The following is a 15,303-nucleotide window of genomic DNA, read 5'->3' on the forward strand; positions in this document are numbered from 1 at the left end:
TCCGTCCTGATGGATAATTTAACGCAAACGATAACAATTTTTATTAGTAAGATCTAGTGCTATTGGGGGCCGGACCCGGCCTGCCCGGTCTGCTAAACTGTCGCAAATGCGACGCAAATCCGAAGACAGTTTATCGATTCATGGGGTTCGGAAGAGACAAGGTCCAAAGGCCGTCAGTGGAGGGTTCGTTTGATCCGGGCGTGGTTTGACCGACTTGCCAATCGCGGCTTGGTGCTGTTTGTCGGAGCTATCGTCGTCACGGTGGTGGTGGTCAGCCTGGTGAACATGGTAATCAGCCGCCAGGAGCTGGAACAGCAGGCCCGGAGCCAGGTTGCCACCGTTGCTGAAATGCTCCGCTATGAGCTGGATCGCAAGCTGATCGAGCGTTTTGGGGTGCTCACGGGAGCCGCAGATTCCGTGCGGATGGATGAGATTTCGTTCCGTCAGTTTTCCGGCCTGATCATGGAGCGGCAGCGGCCCATTTCCCACCTGTTCGAGCACCTGTTTCTGTTCGACAGGCAAGGCCTGGTACTGGAAAGCTACCCGGAAGTTGGTGAGCTGGCGGGTGCCGACCTGTCAGGGCGGACCTATTTCCAGGATACAGTTGATCAGCTTACCCCACAGATATCAGAACCCTTTACCTCCTTTGTGCGCGAGCTGCCCACGGTCGTCATGACTGCTCCTGTGTTTGACCACAACGGTTCCCTGGTGGGTGTGTTGGCCGGTTCCATTGTGCTGACATCCAATAATTTTCTCAGTGAAATCAGCGCCACCGGTATTGGTAACGAGGGGTACGTCACCCTGGCTTCCCGCTCCGGGCTGGTGCTGGTGCGGAAGGGTCAGATCGGTGGCATAGAAACCGTGGCCAGGAATAACCCGGCTGACCAGGCGGCGATCGACGGCTTTGAAGGCGTAACCCGGGGTGTGACCAGGGATGGCGAGCCAGCGATGGTGGCGATCCAGCAGCTGGATATGGCGCCCTGGTTTGTGTCTGCCTCCTGGCCACTGAGCGATGCCTTTGGGCCGGCTAACCGGCTGGGAGAAGACCTGGCATGGATCGCCGCCATGGTGGTGCTGGGAATGTTGCCGTTCTCGTTCTTCCTGTTCCGCCGTTACCTGAACCCGCTGCGGGAGCTGGCAGAGCAGATCCACGCCCGCCACCTGGGTACCCGGGAGCAGCCGGTGGAGGAGGCCGGGTACCAGGAAATACGGGAGCTGGCCGTGGTTTTCAACCGGGTGATCTCCGACCGTACCGAAGTTGAGGCCCGCCTGCGCGCAGAGCAGCAGCGAGGTGACAGTATCCTGGCGGCATTGCAGGAAGGGGTGGTGATGACCGACACCCTGGGCAATATCCGCTATGCAAACCCGGCTGCCGGGAACTTTCTAGGCCGCGGCTACGAGCTCGTGGGAGCGCACCTTTTCGAGCTGGTGTCGTTCGAGACCGAGCACGACCAGTGGAGTGCTGGTCATTTCCTCGGCAGCGATGAGATCCATGGTATGGACGGGATTCTGCGTAACCGCAGCGGTCAGGCCCTGGATGTGGAGATCACCATGCTCCATGTCAGTCGGGGTGAAGTGGATGAGCGCCTGATCTTTGTGATCCGTGATGACAGTGAGCGTCGTCGCCAGGAACAGCAGCTGTCCTGGCAGGCGACCCATGACAGCCTGACAGGCCTGCTCAACCGGCGGGCCTTTTCCACCGAACTGGTGAAGTGGCTCGCCCAGGCTTCCGCCCTGGAAGTTCCCACCGTACTGATGCTGATTGACCTGGACCACTTCAAGCCGGTGAATGATGAAGGGGGTCACCTGCTGGGGGATGAGCTGCTGCGTCAGTTGTCGGAGATCCTCAAGGGTGTGGTCCGCAAGACGGATGCGGTAGCACGTTTTGGTGGTGATGAATTTGCCATTCTGCTGCCTGCCTGTGGGCTGGGACGGGGAGCAGACCTGGCGGAACAGGTTCGTAGTGGAATCGGGGCGTTGCAACTGGAGCAGGACGGGCGCCGGTTTGGTGTGACGGCGAGTATCGGGCTGACCGACCTGAACGCCGGGGACAGCAGCCCGAGGGAGGCATTGGCACGGGCCGATGAAGGTGCCTATGCCGCCAAGGCCCGGGGCCGGAACCAGGTGGTTGCGGTGCCGTCTACGGAAGCCTGAACGGTAAACGGCGCCGGCAGTGCCGACTGGCCTGGCTGGCTGCTGGTATTGGCTGCCACCGACGATCAGTGGTGGTCGGCAATATCCCCTTCGCTGTACAGGAATTCCTTGAGGAACCCGGCAAAGTCGTCGTTATTGCGGCGCAGCCATTCGATCACCATGGCGGCGTGTTCCATCTCTTCCCGCATGTTGTGCAGCAGGATGGCCTTCAGCGACTCATCGTCACAGTCATCCGCGCGCTGCTGATACCAGTCAACCGCCTCCAGTTCTTCCATCAGTGACACGATGGCATGGTGCATATGCAGGGTTTTCTTTGAAAGTTTCTCGCGTGGGGCGTGCAGGTTATCGCTGGCCATGGGGCCTCCTGTCGTGGTTGGGTTGATCCTGGCTCGTTGTGCTTGAGGTTATTCCTGATGGTAACAAGCATAGCCGGGACTGCCGACCCCTGGCCAGTCCGTCCGGCCGCCAGGGCTTATGCCGCCCACTGCAGCCAGGCCAGCCAGAGCAGTCGCAGGGCCAGCAGGGTCAGCAGCAGGTTAAACACCCGCTGGAAGGTCTGGTTGCCCAGTCGGCCCAGCACCCGCAGCCCCAGCCAGGTCCCCAGGAAACCCATGCCGACCATCGCAGCCAGGAACCACAGCCAGTCACGGAATACGAAGCCCGCCAGGCCGAATACCAGGGCCTTGGGCAGGTGCTGAAGGGTCATGGAAGTGGCAAAGGTCGCCACGGTGGTGAACCGGTCGGTATGGATCTGCTTGATGAACGCTGCGACCAGGGGGCCGGTGGCACCCACGAACAGTGAGATAAAGCTGGTGATGGCCGAGGCCACGAAAATGCCGGCCCGGCCCATGGCCAGTGGCGGGAGCTTCGGCCCCCAGCACAGGTAAAGTACGAACACGGCAATGGTCACCTGCCATACCCAGGCGGGCAGGCGTACCAGGAGAAGGCTGCCAGCTACGGCGCCGAGAATGACGCCGGGCAGGAAGGCCGCGATCACCCGCCAGTCAATATGGCGCCAGGTCATTGCCATGCGGCCTGCATTGGAACCCAGCTGGATCATGCCATGGACCGGAATGATCGCCGCTGGCGGTATCCACATGGCCATCAGGGCCAGCAGCATGACTCCGCCGCCGGCGCCCAGGGCGGCGGTGATCAGCGATGTCAGGGTCGAGCAGGCCAGCAGTATCAGCGCGACTTCCGGAGCGAGGCCCGGCGGCAGGAATGACAGCAAGACATCCTCCATGGGTAGGCCGTCAGGGGGACTGGCAGAACACAGTATCTTTCAGCGAAGAGTGGTCGCAGAGTGCCCGGGTTGCCAGTTCAACATCGGCTACATAATACAGGGATGCCAGGCCCAGTCGATCCCGGCCCAGGTTGTGGAACACCATGCCGAAGGCAATGTCACCGGCGCTGAAGCGCTCGTGGTGTTCAGCAAAGTACCTGGCCGGACCATTCAGCTCCTCGTCCGTCATCAGCCGATCAATGCGTGCGGCACCGCCGTGGTAGGCCTGGATCAGTAGCAGGGTGAATAGCCTTTGACGCTTGGCTTCCGGCAGTTCCGGGAAGTGTTCGTTGATAACCGGTTCCAGCAGGCGGGCATTGCGGTTCATCAGCTTCATGGCGCAGTCGAGCTGGGCCAGCCGGTGCCAGTGATTACGTTCTGCCACCCCACAATCGACGAGTACGCCGGGCATCAGTTGCATGATGCCGCGGGCACCCGCCGCCGAATGGGCGCGGCTTTGTCCCCCGCTCTCAATCAGCAGCATGCCGGCCAGGTAGCGGGGAAGCTCCGCGGGCAGCGACAGCCGCTGCTGCTGGCGCCGGGTGTCGTACACATAGGTCAGTGCCTCGTGAAGGTTTCCTGGCTTGGCCTGGCTGGCGAAATCCAGGTCGTCCCAGCGTCCCCAGAGGAGATCGGAGGGCGCCTTGCCCAGGTAGCGATCCAGGGCTTCGCCGAGGCGGGCATGTGGCTGATTACAGCCCAGGGCAAAGGGGTAGCCTGTCGTGGAGGCATCCCCTGGTGTCCAGCCGGTGGCGCGCCCCTGGCGCGCGAGCTTTTCCCGTTGCTGGTTCAGTTTCTTCTGGGTTTCTTCGCTGGTTTCTCCGTCGCTGATATAGCCGATGAACCGGCCGCGGTGATCGAACAGCAGGTGGCGATCGGAGTCGGAGCAATACGCTGATTCTTCCAGCACCCAGCGGCGGATATCCAGGATATTGTTGAAGACACCCTGGCTGCTCCAGTAGGGCGCACTGCGGATGATCGCCTGCCAGTCTTCCACGGGCGCCGGTGCTTCACTGCGGGCCACCGTGGGCAGGGTGCAAAGCACAAACAGCAGCACCTTCAGCATCGGATTGCGAATGGACCGGGCAGCCATGTGACTCCTCTGAATGGGTAACAGGCCGACGGGATTGGTGAGTTGTGTGTCGTATTCGTCGGCGTGTGAGTTTGGTGCTGCTAAACTCCTAACAGCAAAAAGATGTTCGCTCCGCTACCTATACCGCAACACCTCGCGGAATCAAAACAACAACGGATTAACACCATGAAAGTTTCCGACTATCTGCAATACGATGCCACGGGACTGGCGGACCTGATACGCCGGGGTGAAGTGTCGGCCCCTGAGGTCACTGAAGCCGCGATCGTCCGGGCCGAGTCTGTAAACCCAACCCTGAATGCGATCTGCCTGCCCCAGTACCAGGAGGCAAGGACACAGGGTATCAATGATGGTCCGTTCGCTGGTGTTCCCATATTGCTGAAGGACCTGGGGCAGGAACAGGCGGGTCAGCCCTGTACCATGGGTAGTCGTGGGCTGCGAAACCGGCTGATGCCGGAGGATTCCGACTATGTAGTGAGGGCCAGGAACGCTGGCCTGGTATTTCTTGGTCGTACGGCGACGCCGGAATTCGGACTCAAGGCAGTCACCGAGTCTCAGCTCTGGGGGCCAACCCGTAACCCCTGGAATAGCGGGTTGACGCCGGGTGGCTCCAGTGGCGGGTCCGGAGCAGCCGTGGCAGCCGGGGTGGTGCCCGTGGCCGGCGCCAACGATGGCGGCGGATCTATCCGCATACCGGCAGCCTACAACGGCCTGGTAGGGCTCAAGCCGTCCCGAGGTCGGGTTTCCTGGGGGCCCTATGCTGGTGAGAGCTGGATCGGCGCGGCCGATAACCACGTGGTCACCCGCACCGTGCGGGATGCGGCGGGTATGCTGGACGTGCTGGCCGGGGGCGCTGTCGGTGAGCCCTTCAACATAGCTACGCCGGCAACGCCCTGGACCGAACTGGCCGCCCAGGCGCCGGGCCGCTTGCGCATTGGTTTCTTCACCCGATCACCCTATGGTGGCGAGGTACATCCCGATCACGTTGCTGCGGTGGAAGCAACCGCCCGCCAGCTGGAAGCGCTGGGCCACCATGTGGAGGAGGCCGGGCCACAACTGGATGGTGACGCCCTGGCGCGATGCTACCTGGGCATTTACTTCGGCGAAGTGCCGGTATTTATGGATATAGCAAAGGCCCGGGGCGCCGCAAACGACGAGTTTGAGCTCGATACGCGCCTGCTCGCCATGCTGGGACGTAGTTTCCCCCTGCCGGAGTATGTGGGTATGCGTCAGCAATGGAATGAGTTTGCCCGTAACCTGGGTCAGTATTTTGGCCAGTATGATCTCTATCTCTGTCCTACAACGGCACAACCCCCGGCCCGCATTGGCGAGCTGGACCTGCCGCCAGCCATGCAGATGGTATCGAAACTGCTGGTGCGGGCCGCGCGGGCAAGCTGATGCTGAAAAGCGGCATCGTCGACCAGCTGGCCATGGAGAGCCTGGCCCGCACGCCGTTTACCCAGCTGGCCAACCTGACCGGCACACCAGCGATTTCATTACCTTTAAGCTGGAGTGAGCAGGGGTTGCCAGTGGGCGTGCAGTTCGGAGCCCCACATGGCGACGAGGGTCGCTTGCTGCAGCTGGCGGCACAACTGGAGGAAGCTGCCCCCTGGTACAACCGGTATGAAAGCCTGTGGGACCGGGGTATTGGTAAGGTTTAATGGTGGACTTGTGATCTGCTGCCTTCATTCCCACGTTTATTTTTGAGGGTGGAACAGGCTATGCTGTGTTTAACGGGCAGCTGGCCAGGCTGCCCGTTCTCCGGGGCCGGCATCCGCACCGGCTCCCCTTTCAGATGGCATCGAGGAGGCGAGTACCATGAACCAACCGATGGCAATCGAAGAACTGGTTTCAGTAGCACAGGCGGAAGCCATGGGTGAGCTGGATGCGCCAATCATGGCCATCGTGCTGTCCAGTGAGCAAAGCTACGACCTTCCCATCAACTCCCTTGAGACCGATGCCGACAAGGCCCGTTGGGCCCTGATTCTGCGCGCTGCCCGGGAACATGTGGAGGCCGACGCCGTGGCCTTGCTGTACCCGGCCTGGACCACCATTCGCCAACGCAGCGCCGAAGCCGAGGCAGAAGCACGCCGGGAAAAGGAAGACACCCCGGAACCCATCGATACCCTGTTCGTCCAGCTTCATACCCGGGACCGTATCTACTGGCGCGGTTTCGAGCAGATCCGTGATCCCCGGCATCAGCGCATCATAGGTTTTCGCAGCATTGGTGCCCTGTCCAATGACTATGAGCGGGAAGAGGCCCCCTCGGTGACCTCCTGGCTCAACACCCTGTTCGAGCCGCTGCCGGAAGAGGGCGAGGAAACCGATGTGGATCGTGAACTGGCGGACCTGCTGGAAGAGCCGGAAGTGAGTGCCGCGCTCTATCCAAGGCAGATGCGCGCCCTTCATTGAGGTAAGTATTGCCCTGACTGACAAGCTGCCAGCCAGTGAGTCCACTCACTGACTGGACAGCAGCGTCAGGCACAACTGGGCATGTTGGAGGAAATGGTTGAACGCTTGCAGGTGTTCGTCGGCGGGCTCGCTGCCCGTTGCGCCGAAGTCGGCATAGAACATTCCAAGCATCCGGCCATTGGCCAGCAAGGGGCCGGTCAGCGCCGGCACCCGCCCCAGCCATGGGTCGAAATCCTGCTCGGTGGTGTTCCGGGGTGGCCGGTAAACCGTGCTGCTGCCGTGAGGCAGTAGCTGGCCGAGGGCACCGCTGCCGTCGCGGTTGATCTGTAAGCCATCGCGCCAGCTTTCCGTCTGTGGTCCCATGCATTTCCGCAATACCAGCTGGCGGGCATCACGGTCGGACATCAACAATGCAACCCGGGTCAGCCCAATACCCCGGTGAAGCCCTTCCAGTACCAGCTGGAAAACGGTATTGAGGTCGGGTTTTTCGGTCAGGCTCTGGGCCAGTTCCCTGAGTATCCTCAGCTGAAGATCAGCGTCGATGGCTGGTGGTGCCGGTGCTTCCATGTCACCACTGCCGCCGGGCAGCAGTGCCTGTACCTGTGGTATGCCCAGTGACACAGCCACCTTGCCGGCCTCACCGGCATTCAGGCGCGCCTGGTCCCGGATCGCCGCGGGGCTTTCGTCCAGCTCCTCGCCCAGGGTGTTCATCAGTTGGTCCATGTCGGGTGTTCGCCAGCCTTCCTCCGCCAGTTCGGCCATGGCTACCGCATGGCGTGCGAGACTGCTTGCCGGAGAGTTGGCCCGGTTGGCAGACACCACATCCCGGATAAACGGCCCCAGGGCCCAGGCTTCTGCAAGCCCCCGGGTAATTTCCGGGAAGGTGGTGTGAAGCACCGCCTTCTGAGCGTCAGTCGGATCCTCACCGGCCCGCAGGCGCTGGGCGAGCTCGCCCGCCTGTTCTGTGTCACAGGCCCAGAACGCCAATTCACCGATGGTCATCAACAGCGCACCGATAAACACTTCTTCCAGGGCCTGCTCGTTGCGTTTGGGCAACAGGCTGCGGGCCTGCACAGCGGCGTGAATGGCCCGTGCGAGGCACTTGAGAAGCTGGGGACGGGAGCTGCGGCTGAGTAGGGAGTCCACGATCAGCGACGAAATCGCCATGGATTTCACCGAATCGAAACCGATCAGGGTAATGGCACGGCTGACGGTGCTGACCTGTACCCGGGTCTGGTTGTAGAACACGGTATTGGAAAGCCGCAGCACCTGCGACGTGAGCTGGGCATCGTTGATAATGACCTCGGCCAACTCGTTGACGGTGCTGCTGTTGCTGTCGGTAAGCTCGTTGATACGCTTGAGCGTATTGGCCAGCACCGGCAGCTCGACGCGGCTCAGATAGGAAACCCATGCCTGGGTGGATGTCATCCTTGAGCCTGGCGGTGTGGGGTCACTCACAGTGCGCAAAGCCTCTGGATCAATGGTGGATCGGTAATGTCACAATTGATTCATGGTACTACACTTCTGTCGTTGCCCCAGCCGGACAGTGCTTGCGGATACAAAAACGAACATTCGGGTTTCAGGTTTGAGTGCGTTATAATCAGCGGCTTTTCGTGCCGTACCCACAAGGTGTCGGCCAGTGCCTGACGGAAGGTTTGTGCTCTGTGATTGAACTCGACCAGGTTCAGAAATCCTATCAGGTGGGCGGCCGGGCGATCCCCGCGTTGCAACCCACCGACCTGACCATCGACACCGGCGAGGTGTTCGGCATTGTCGGTCATTCCGGTGCCGGCAAATCCACGCTGGTGCGACTGATCAATCTGCTGGAACGGCCCACTGGTGGCCGGGTGCTGGTGGATGGTGAGGACGTTACCCACTACGATGCTGCCGAGCTGCGGGCCTTCCGTCGCAAGGTGGGCATGATCTTCCAGCACTTCAACCTGCTTTCATCCCGCACCGTGGCCGATAACATTGCCTTCCCCATGAAGTTGGCCGGAATCTATTCGAAGGCACAGATTCGCGACCGGGTGGCGGAACTGCTGGCACTGGTGAGCCTGACCGACCAGGGCAACAAGTACCCGTCCCAACTATCCGGTGGCCAGAAGCAGCGTGTCGGTATCGCCCGGGCACTGGCCTGCCGGCCGTCCATCCTGCTTTGCGATGAAGCGACCAGTGCCCTGGACCCGCAGACCACCCAGTCGGTATTGCGCCTGCTGGCGGAGATCAACCGGGAGCTGGGGCTGACCATTGTGCTGATTACCCATGAAATGGATGTGGTGCGGCGTATCTGCGACCGGGTCGCGGTGATGGACGGCGGACGGATCGTCGAAATGGGAGCGGTCACCGATGTATTCCTGCACCCGGAACATCCCACCACACGGGATTTTGTGTTTGAGAGCGAGAACGTGGACCGGGATGAGTTGCAGCAGGATTTCGAGCATGCGGCCGGCCGGATTCTTCGCCTGACGTTTCGGGGTGAATCGACCTATAAGCCATTGCTGGGCCATGTTGCCCGGCAATCCGGTGTGGATTTCAGCATCCTCTCGGGCCGTATCGACCATATCAAGGATACGCCCTACGGCCAGCTGACCTTGTCACTGGTGGGCGGTAACCTGGAACAGGCGATGGCCGAGTTCGAGGCGGCGGATGTCCATGTGGAGGTGGTGCGATGATGGAGTCCCTGCTGACGAACGTGGACTGGGTGGAAATCGGCTGGGCCAGCTGGGATACCCTGGTGATGGTGGGTATGTCGCTGCTGTTCAGTGTGCTGATCGGTCTGCCGGTGGGGGTGCTGCTGTTTCTGACCGGCAAGCGTCAGTTGCTGGAGCAGCCGGTGGCCTATGCCATCCTGTCGTTTATCGTGAATGTGTTGCGGTCGGTGCCGTTCATTATCCTGCTTATTGTGATGATTCCGGTGACGGTGATGATTATCGGTACCTCGCTGGGTGTGGCCGGGGCGATTCCGCCGCTGGTAGCCGGTGGTGCCCCGTTCTTTGCCCGGCTGGTTGAGACGTCCCTGCGGGAGGTGGACCGGGGGATTATCGAGGCGACCCAGGCGATGGGGGCCAATGTGCGGCAGATTATTTTTGGTGCGCTGTTGCCGGAGGCGCTGCCGGGGATTATCGCGGGTATAACGGTGACGGCGATTACGCTGGTGTCCTATGCGGCGATGTCCGGTGTGGTTGGTGGCGGTGGTCTCGGTGACCTGGCCATTCGTTTCGGTTATCAGCGGTTCCAGACGGACGTTATGGTGATTACTGTAGCGTTGTTGGTGGTGTTTGTGCAGCTGTTGCAGATGCTTGGGGATTGGCTGGTTTTGTATTTTAGCCGGAAGTGACTGTGACGATTTTTTTGGTGAGTTGATTGGTGGCTTCGGTGGAGGGGCACCCGCCACGGTGATCTTTCCGGAGGCGCTCGCGATTCCTGGCTTTGGTGGAGAAGCCTTCCAGCCGATAAGCTTTCCCCGGACACGCCTCGCAAGTACGTCCATGTAGGGCTCCGTCGCGCCATCCATGGCGCTCCAGGGTCCGGGGAAAACTTCTCAGCCGGAAGACTCCCATAGTTGGGAGTTGCCTTTGGGTTTGAATAATTTTTTGTCGTCAATTGGGAGAGTTTTATGAATTTCAAGAAAACACTGGTTGGTTTGACCGCTTTCGCGGCCTTTTCCGGCGCGCAGGCGGAAGAAACGCTTTCCGTTGCGGCGACGGCGGTTCCCCATGCGGAGATTCTGGAGTTTATCCAGCCGGCTCTGAAGGAGAACGGTGTGGACCTGCAGGTGAAGGTGTTTACCGATTACGTGCAGCCGAATATCCAGGTGGATCAGAAGCGGATGGATGCGAACTTTTTCCAGCATCAGCCGTACCTTGATGAGTTCAATGATGGCAAGGGCACCAACCTGGTGACGGTGACCGGTGTTCATATCGAGCCGTTTGGAGCTTACTCCCAGAAGGTGGATTCACTGGACGCGCTGGAAGAGGGTGCTACCGTGGCTATCCCCAATGACCCCACCAACGGTGGCCGTGCGCTTCTGCTGCTGCAGGATGCCGGGCTGATCAAGTTGAAGGATGAGAGCAAGATTACCGCCACGCCGCGGGATATTGCCGAGAATCCGAAGAACCTGGACTTCAAGGAGCTGGAGGCTGCCACGCTGCCCCGTATCCTGAACCAGGTGGACCTGGCGCTGATCAATACCAACTACGCCCTGGAAGCGGGTCTGAACCCGGCGGAAGATGCGCTGGTGATTGAGGGTGCCAACTCTCCCTACGTGAATATCCTGGTTGCCCGTCCGGACAACAAGGACTCCGAGGCCATGCAGAAGCTGGCGGAAGCGCTGACATCCGAGGATGTGCGTGCGTTTATCGAAGAGAAGTATGAAGGGGCGGTTGTGCCGGCATTCTGATCCGGTCCGCTCTGTTCATACCCAAAAACCGCCCGCGTTGCAGCGGGCCGGTTTTTTTATACCTGGTTGAGCGCCGCACTCAGCTGGTAGCTCGGTGCAGTGCTGGCGGGGTTTAGTCGCCTGACCAGTTGGACTTGGGGTCCGGGGTCATGCGCAGGTAGGACTTCACGGCCTTGTAACCCTTGGGGAAGCGCTGTTTGATTTCGTCCTCGTCCTGCAGGGACGGCACGATGACAACGTCTTCGCCGCGTTCCCAGTTGCCCGGGGTGGCGACCTTGTGTTCATCGGTCAGCTGCAGGGAGTCGACGACCCGCAGCACTTCGTTGAAGTTACGACCGGTGCTGGCAGGGTAGGTGATGATCAGGCGAATCTTCTTGTTCGGATCGATCACGAACAGGGAGCGCACGGTCAGGCTGTTGTCGGCATTGGGGTGGATCATGTCGTACAGCTCGGACACCTTGCGGTCCTCGTCGGCGATGATCGGGAAGTTCACCGAGCAACCCTGGGTTTCGTTGATGTCGTTGATCCACTCCTTGTGGGAGTCCACCGGGTCGACGCTCAGGGCGATTGCCTTGACGTTGCGCTTGGCGAATTCGTCCTTGAGCTTGGCGGTCAGGCCCAGTTCGGTGGTGCACACCGGTGTGAAGTCGGCCGGATGTGAGAACAGAATGCCCCAGCCATCCCCCAGCCACTCGTGGAAGCGATGGTGCCTTCGCTGGACTGCTGTTCGAAATCAGGCGCGGTATCACCAAGACGTAAACTCATACCTTCTCCTCCGTTGTCGGTACTACAGCCTTACAATAGTCTGCAAGGCTCTGTTTGGTTATCCGTAAATTGCTTCCCGGTCGCCGTGGCGACCTTCAGCGTTGTCTTATACCACTCAGTTATGGGACCGGCCGCCTCACTCCTCAAGGGGGCAGGCATGCCGGTGTTATACGATTTGGTAATCGTGATATGCCACCAGTGGCATCAGACCCCGACCTTTCTCTGATTCTCGAAGTGCTCCCGGGTCAGCCGGAAAACCACCGGGCTGAGCAGCACCAGGGCAATCAGGTTGGGTAGTGCCATCATCGCGTTAAGGGTGTCGGCAAGCAACCAGACAAAGCCCAGCTTAAGGGTGGCGCCGACCGGAATCGCGAGGATCCATAGTACCCGGTAAGGCACGATGGCCTTGACCCCGAACAGGAACTCGACGCTGCGCTCGCCATAGAAAGACCAGCCCAGGATGGTGGTAAAGGCGAAGATGGCCAGGGCCACTGCCACCAGGTAGTTGCCACCGGGAATGCCGAGGGCAAAGGCATCCGAGGTCAGTGCCGCGCCGGATTCACCACTGGTCCAGGCACCGGAGGTAATGATCACCATACCAGTGATGGTGCACACAATAATGGTGTCGATGAACGTACCCAGCATCGCCACCATGCCCTGGTTGATGGGGTCGCGGGTCTGGGCGGCGGCGTGGGCGATGGGGGCTGAACCCAGGCCGGCTTCGTTGGAGAATACGCCCCGTGCCACACCAAAGCGGATAGCAGCCCACACGGCTGCGCCGGCAAAACCGCCTTCTGCAGCGGTGCCGGTAAAGGCATCGGTAAAGACCATGGCAAAGGCGGCGGGCAACTCACTGGCGTTGGCGGCCAGGGCCGCGAGGCCGATGACCACGTAGGAAATGGCCATGAGCGGCACGAGGGCACTGGCTACGTGGCCGATCCGCCGGATGCCGCCAATCAGTACCATGCCCACCAGCACCATCAGGATCAGGCCGGTCGCCCAGTGGGGCAGTGCAAAGTTGGTGTGCAATACGTCAGCTACTGAATTGGCCTGAACGGTGTTGCCAATGCCGAACCCGGCGATCGCGGCAAAGATGGCGAACAGCACGCCCAGCCATGCCCATTTCCTGCCGAGGCCATTACGGATGTAGTACATGGGCCCGCCGACATGGGCGCCACGCTCATCCACTTCCCGGAATTTTACCGCCAGTACCGCTTCTGAATACTTGGTGGCCATGCCGACCAGTGCGGTCAGCCACATCCAGAAAAGGGCGCCGGGGCCGCCAAGGAATACGGCCGTGGCAACCCCGGCAATATTACCAGTCCCGATGGTAGCGGACAGGGCTGTCATCAGTGCCTGGAAAGGTGGGATTTCACCTTCACTTACGGCGTCCCCCCCGGTGCGCCCTTGCCACATCAGGCGGAACCCTTCCCCCAGGTGGAGGATAGGCATCAGTTTCAGGCCCAGGCTGAGGAACAGCCCTACGCCAAGAATCAGTACCAGCATGGGTGGGCCCCACACCAGGCCATTTATGGCAGATACGAAATTGCTAATCGCTTCCATGGGTGTCTCCGTGGCACCCCCCCTGCCGGAGAGCGGCTTTACAGGGGGCGTTAGTGAGTCTTTTTCAGGTCCGCATGAAGTTTAGCTACTGAGCCGGGGATGTAAATGTTTCAAATCAGTGAGTTGGGAACTTCTCCCGATTTTGGTGAGAAAGTGAACATTTCGTTTTCCACGCTTCTTGCTAAGGTTATAGTTGAGTTGGTTGCACCGCTTGCCTCAGGTAGCGCGACGGGTGTGGCCTCAACAGGGCGCAACAGGAACAGGAAGACGGTCATGATGCGATCACTGAAAGCCTCGGACATCATGTGGAACCATATTGAGCCGGTGCGCCTTGGTGCACCACTGCCTGTGGTGGTCAAGCACCTGTTACAGAACCATGTTACGGGTCTTCCCGTAGTGGATAAGGATCGTAAGGTGGTGGGCTTTGTGTCAGAGCAGGACTGCATCCATGCGCTGTTGGTCAGTAATTATCACGGCGAGGGTGAGCCCTCGGTAGATGACGTGATGAAGCGGGAGCCGGTCACCATCAGTCCGGAAATGTCCGTGGTGGACCTGGCCCAGAACCTTGGTCACGGCAAGCCCAAGGTTTATCCTGTGGAGGATCATGGCCGGCTGGTGGGTATTGTCACCCGCACGTCCATTCTGGCGGAGCTGGCCCGGGTCGGTGCCGGCATTGATGTGGGCCGGTTTGCCGGGGCTGACTGACCAGGGCCATTCTGTCTGGCCTGTCCTCCGCCGGAGTATTGTCGATAAGCGATGGGAGGTTAGGTATGGAACTGTTGGCAAGCAATGTCTGTTTTGGTGGTGAGCATCGCCGTTATCGTCATCGCTCTGAGGTGCTGGACTGCGACATGGAGTTTGCCGTGTTCCTGCCGCCGGCGGCCATTGCTGGCCAGCCGAAGCCGGTTCCGGCCCTGTACTGGCTCTCCGGTCTTACCTGTACGGACCAGAATTTCATGCAGAAGGCGGGCGCCCAGCGCCGCGCGGCAGAATTGGGGCTCGCCATTGTATGCCCGGACACCAGTCCCCGTGGGGTGAACCTGCCTGGCGAGGATGACAGCTATGACTTCGGCTCTGGCGCCGGATTCTACCTCAATGCCACCCGTGAGCCCTGGTCCCGTCACTACCACATGTACGATTACGTGGTGTCAGAGTTACCGGAGTTGCTGGAAAGGGAACTGCCCCTGACCGGCAAGCGCAGCATCAGTGGTCATTCCATGGGGGGGCACGGCGCCCTGATATGCGCGCTGAAGAATCCGGGGCGGTACCAGTCCGTTTCCGCCTTTGCGCCCATCGCCAATCCCACCAACTGCCCCTGGGGGCGCAAGGCCTTCAGTGGTTATCTCGGTGATGATGAGGAAACCTGGAAAGAGTGGGATGCCACCCTGCTGATCCCCGAGGCAAAGGAAAGGCTGCCCCTGCTGGTGGATCAGGGAACGGCGGATGATTTCCTGGAACAGCAGCTGGCGCCGGAGGCCCTGGCGGATGCCTGCGAGAAAGCCCACCACCATATCGATTTGCGCATGCACCGTGGCTACGACCACAGCTATTTCTTTATTGCCTCGTTTATCGATGACCACCTGAACCATCACGCCCGGGCACTGGGTCTGAGCCGATCAGCCTGAGCGGGGCAACTGG

14 protein-coding genes and 1 pseudogene are annotated in these 15,303 nt (G+C 60.4%); 9 read left to right on the top strand and 6 right to left on the bottom strand.

The window, feature by feature from the left end; all coding sequences use genetic code 11:
* Positions 1-189 precede the first annotated feature (189 nt).
* Positions 190-2,154 (top strand): diguanylate cyclase, encoded by a 1,965-nt coding sequence (locus LJ360_RS00875; RefSeq protein WP_264994969.1) that lies wholly within the window; start codon positions 190-192, stop codon positions 2,152-2,154.
* A 65-nt stretch (positions 2,155-2,219) separates the two neighbouring features.
* Here LJ360_RS00875 and LJ360_RS00880 read toward each other — a convergent pair whose 3' ends face one another.
* From LJ360_RS00880 to LJ360_RS00890, 3 genes are all read right to left on the bottom strand, one after another.
* Entirely contained in the window at positions 2,220-2,510 is a 291-nt protein-coding gene (locus tag LJ360_RS00880) for a ferritin-like domain-containing protein (protein WP_091851689.1), read from the bottom strand.
* 116 nt (positions 2,511-2,626) lie between these two features.
* A complete protein-coding gene (locus LJ360_RS00885; RefSeq protein WP_091851686.1) occupies positions 2,627-3,397 on the bottom strand; it encodes a sulfite exporter TauE/SafE family protein in 771 nt (256 codons plus the stop codon).
* Between the two features lie 10 nt (positions 3,398-3,407).
* Positions 3,408-4,529 (bottom strand): lytic transglycosylase domain-containing protein, encoded by a 1,122-nt coding sequence (locus tag LJ360_RS00890; RefSeq protein WP_264994970.1) that lies wholly within the window; start codon positions 4,527-4,529, stop codon positions 3,408-3,410.
* Between the two features lie 165 nt (positions 4,530-4,694).
* Here LJ360_RS00890 and LJ360_RS00895 point away from each other — a divergent pair, with 165 nt between their 5' ends.
* The 3 genes from LJ360_RS00895 to LJ360_RS00900 all read left to right on the top strand — a co-directional run bounded on the left by LJ360_RS00895 (position 4,695) and on the right by LJ360_RS00900 (position 6,938).
* Positions 4,695-5,924: an amidase gene (locus LJ360_RS00895; RefSeq protein WP_413774386.1), complete on the top strand. Its 1,230-nt coding sequence runs from the start codon at positions 4,695-4,697 to the stop codon at positions 5,922-5,924.
* The gene (locus LJ360_RS19940) at positions 5,924-6,187 is read left to right on the top strand and encodes an amidase family protein (RefSeq protein ID WP_413774387.1); all 264 of its coding nucleotides are present in this window, start codon (positions 5,924-5,926) and stop codon (positions 6,185-6,187) included. The genes LJ360_RS00895 and LJ360_RS19940 overlap by 1 nt, the downstream gene beginning before the upstream one ends.
* Positions 6,188-6,344: 157 nt before the next feature.
* Positions 6,345-6,938, top strand: coding sequence for a hypothetical protein (locus tag LJ360_RS00900; RefSeq protein WP_091851679.1), 594 nt, complete (start codon positions 6,345-6,347; stop codon positions 6,936-6,938).
* 45 nt (positions 6,939-6,983) lie between these two features.
* Here the strand turns inward: LJ360_RS00900 and LJ360_RS00905 are convergent, their stop codons facing one another.
* Entirely contained in the window at positions 6,984-8,366 is a 1,383-nt protein-coding gene (locus tag LJ360_RS00905) for an HDOD domain-containing protein (protein ID WP_264994971.1), read from the bottom strand.
* Between the two features lie 236 nt (positions 8,367-8,602).
* Between LJ360_RS00905 and LJ360_RS00910 the strand changes: the two genes are divergently transcribed.
* The 3 genes from LJ360_RS00910 (at position 8,603) to LJ360_RS00920 (ending at position 11,337) form a co-directional block, all read left to right on the top strand.
* Positions 8,603-9,610, top strand: coding sequence for a methionine ABC transporter ATP-binding protein (locus tag LJ360_RS00910; RefSeq protein WP_091851673.1), 1,008 nt, complete (start codon positions 8,603-8,605; stop codon positions 9,608-9,610).
* Positions 9,610-10,275 carry a methionine ABC transporter permease gene (locus LJ360_RS00915; RefSeq protein ID WP_264996080.1) on the top strand — a complete coding sequence of 222 codons (666 nt, stop codon included), beginning with the start codon at positions 9,610-9,612 and terminating at the stop codon, positions 10,273-10,275. The genes LJ360_RS00910 and LJ360_RS00915 overlap by 1 nt, the downstream gene beginning before the upstream one ends.
* Positions 10,276-10,554: 279 nt before the next feature.
* Entirely contained in the window at positions 10,555-11,337 is a 783-nt protein-coding gene (locus LJ360_RS00920; RefSeq protein ID WP_264994972.1) for a MetQ/NlpA family ABC transporter substrate-binding protein, read from the top strand.
* Positions 11,338-11,449: 112 nt separating this feature from the next.
* On the opposite strand, the pseudogene LJ360_RS00925 reads toward LJ360_RS00920, so the two are convergent.
* Positions 11,450-12,102 (bottom strand): annotated as a pseudogene (locus LJ360_RS00925) (peroxiredoxin).
* A gap of 204 nt (positions 12,103-12,306) precedes the next feature.
* On the bottom strand, positions 12,307-13,665 hold the full coding sequence (locus LJ360_RS00930; protein ID WP_264994973.1) for an alanine/glycine:cation symporter family protein: 1,359 nt from the start codon (positions 13,663-13,665) through the stop codon (positions 12,307-12,309).
* 276 nt (positions 13,666-13,941) lie between these two features.
* Here LJ360_RS00930 and LJ360_RS00935 point away from each other — a divergent pair, with 276 nt between their 5' ends.
* Together LJ360_RS00935 and fghA are read left to right on the top strand one after the other, a co-directional pair.
* Entirely contained in the window at positions 13,942-14,370 is a 429-nt protein-coding gene (locus LJ360_RS00935; RefSeq protein WP_091851849.1) for a CBS domain-containing protein, read from the top strand.
* 65 nt (positions 14,371-14,435) lie between these two features.
* The gene (gene fghA, locus LJ360_RS00940) at positions 14,436-15,290 is read left to right on the top strand and encodes an S-formylglutathione hydrolase (protein WP_264994974.1); all 855 of its coding nucleotides are present in this window, start codon (positions 14,436-14,438) and stop codon (positions 15,288-15,290) included.
* Positions 15,291-15,303: the final 13 nt, after the last annotated feature.

This window comes from Marinobacter sp. AN1, assembly GCF_026013985.1.
GTDB classification, from domain to species: domain Bacteria; phylum Pseudomonadota; class Gammaproteobacteria; order Pseudomonadales; family Oleiphilaceae; genus Marinobacter; species Marinobacter segnicrescens.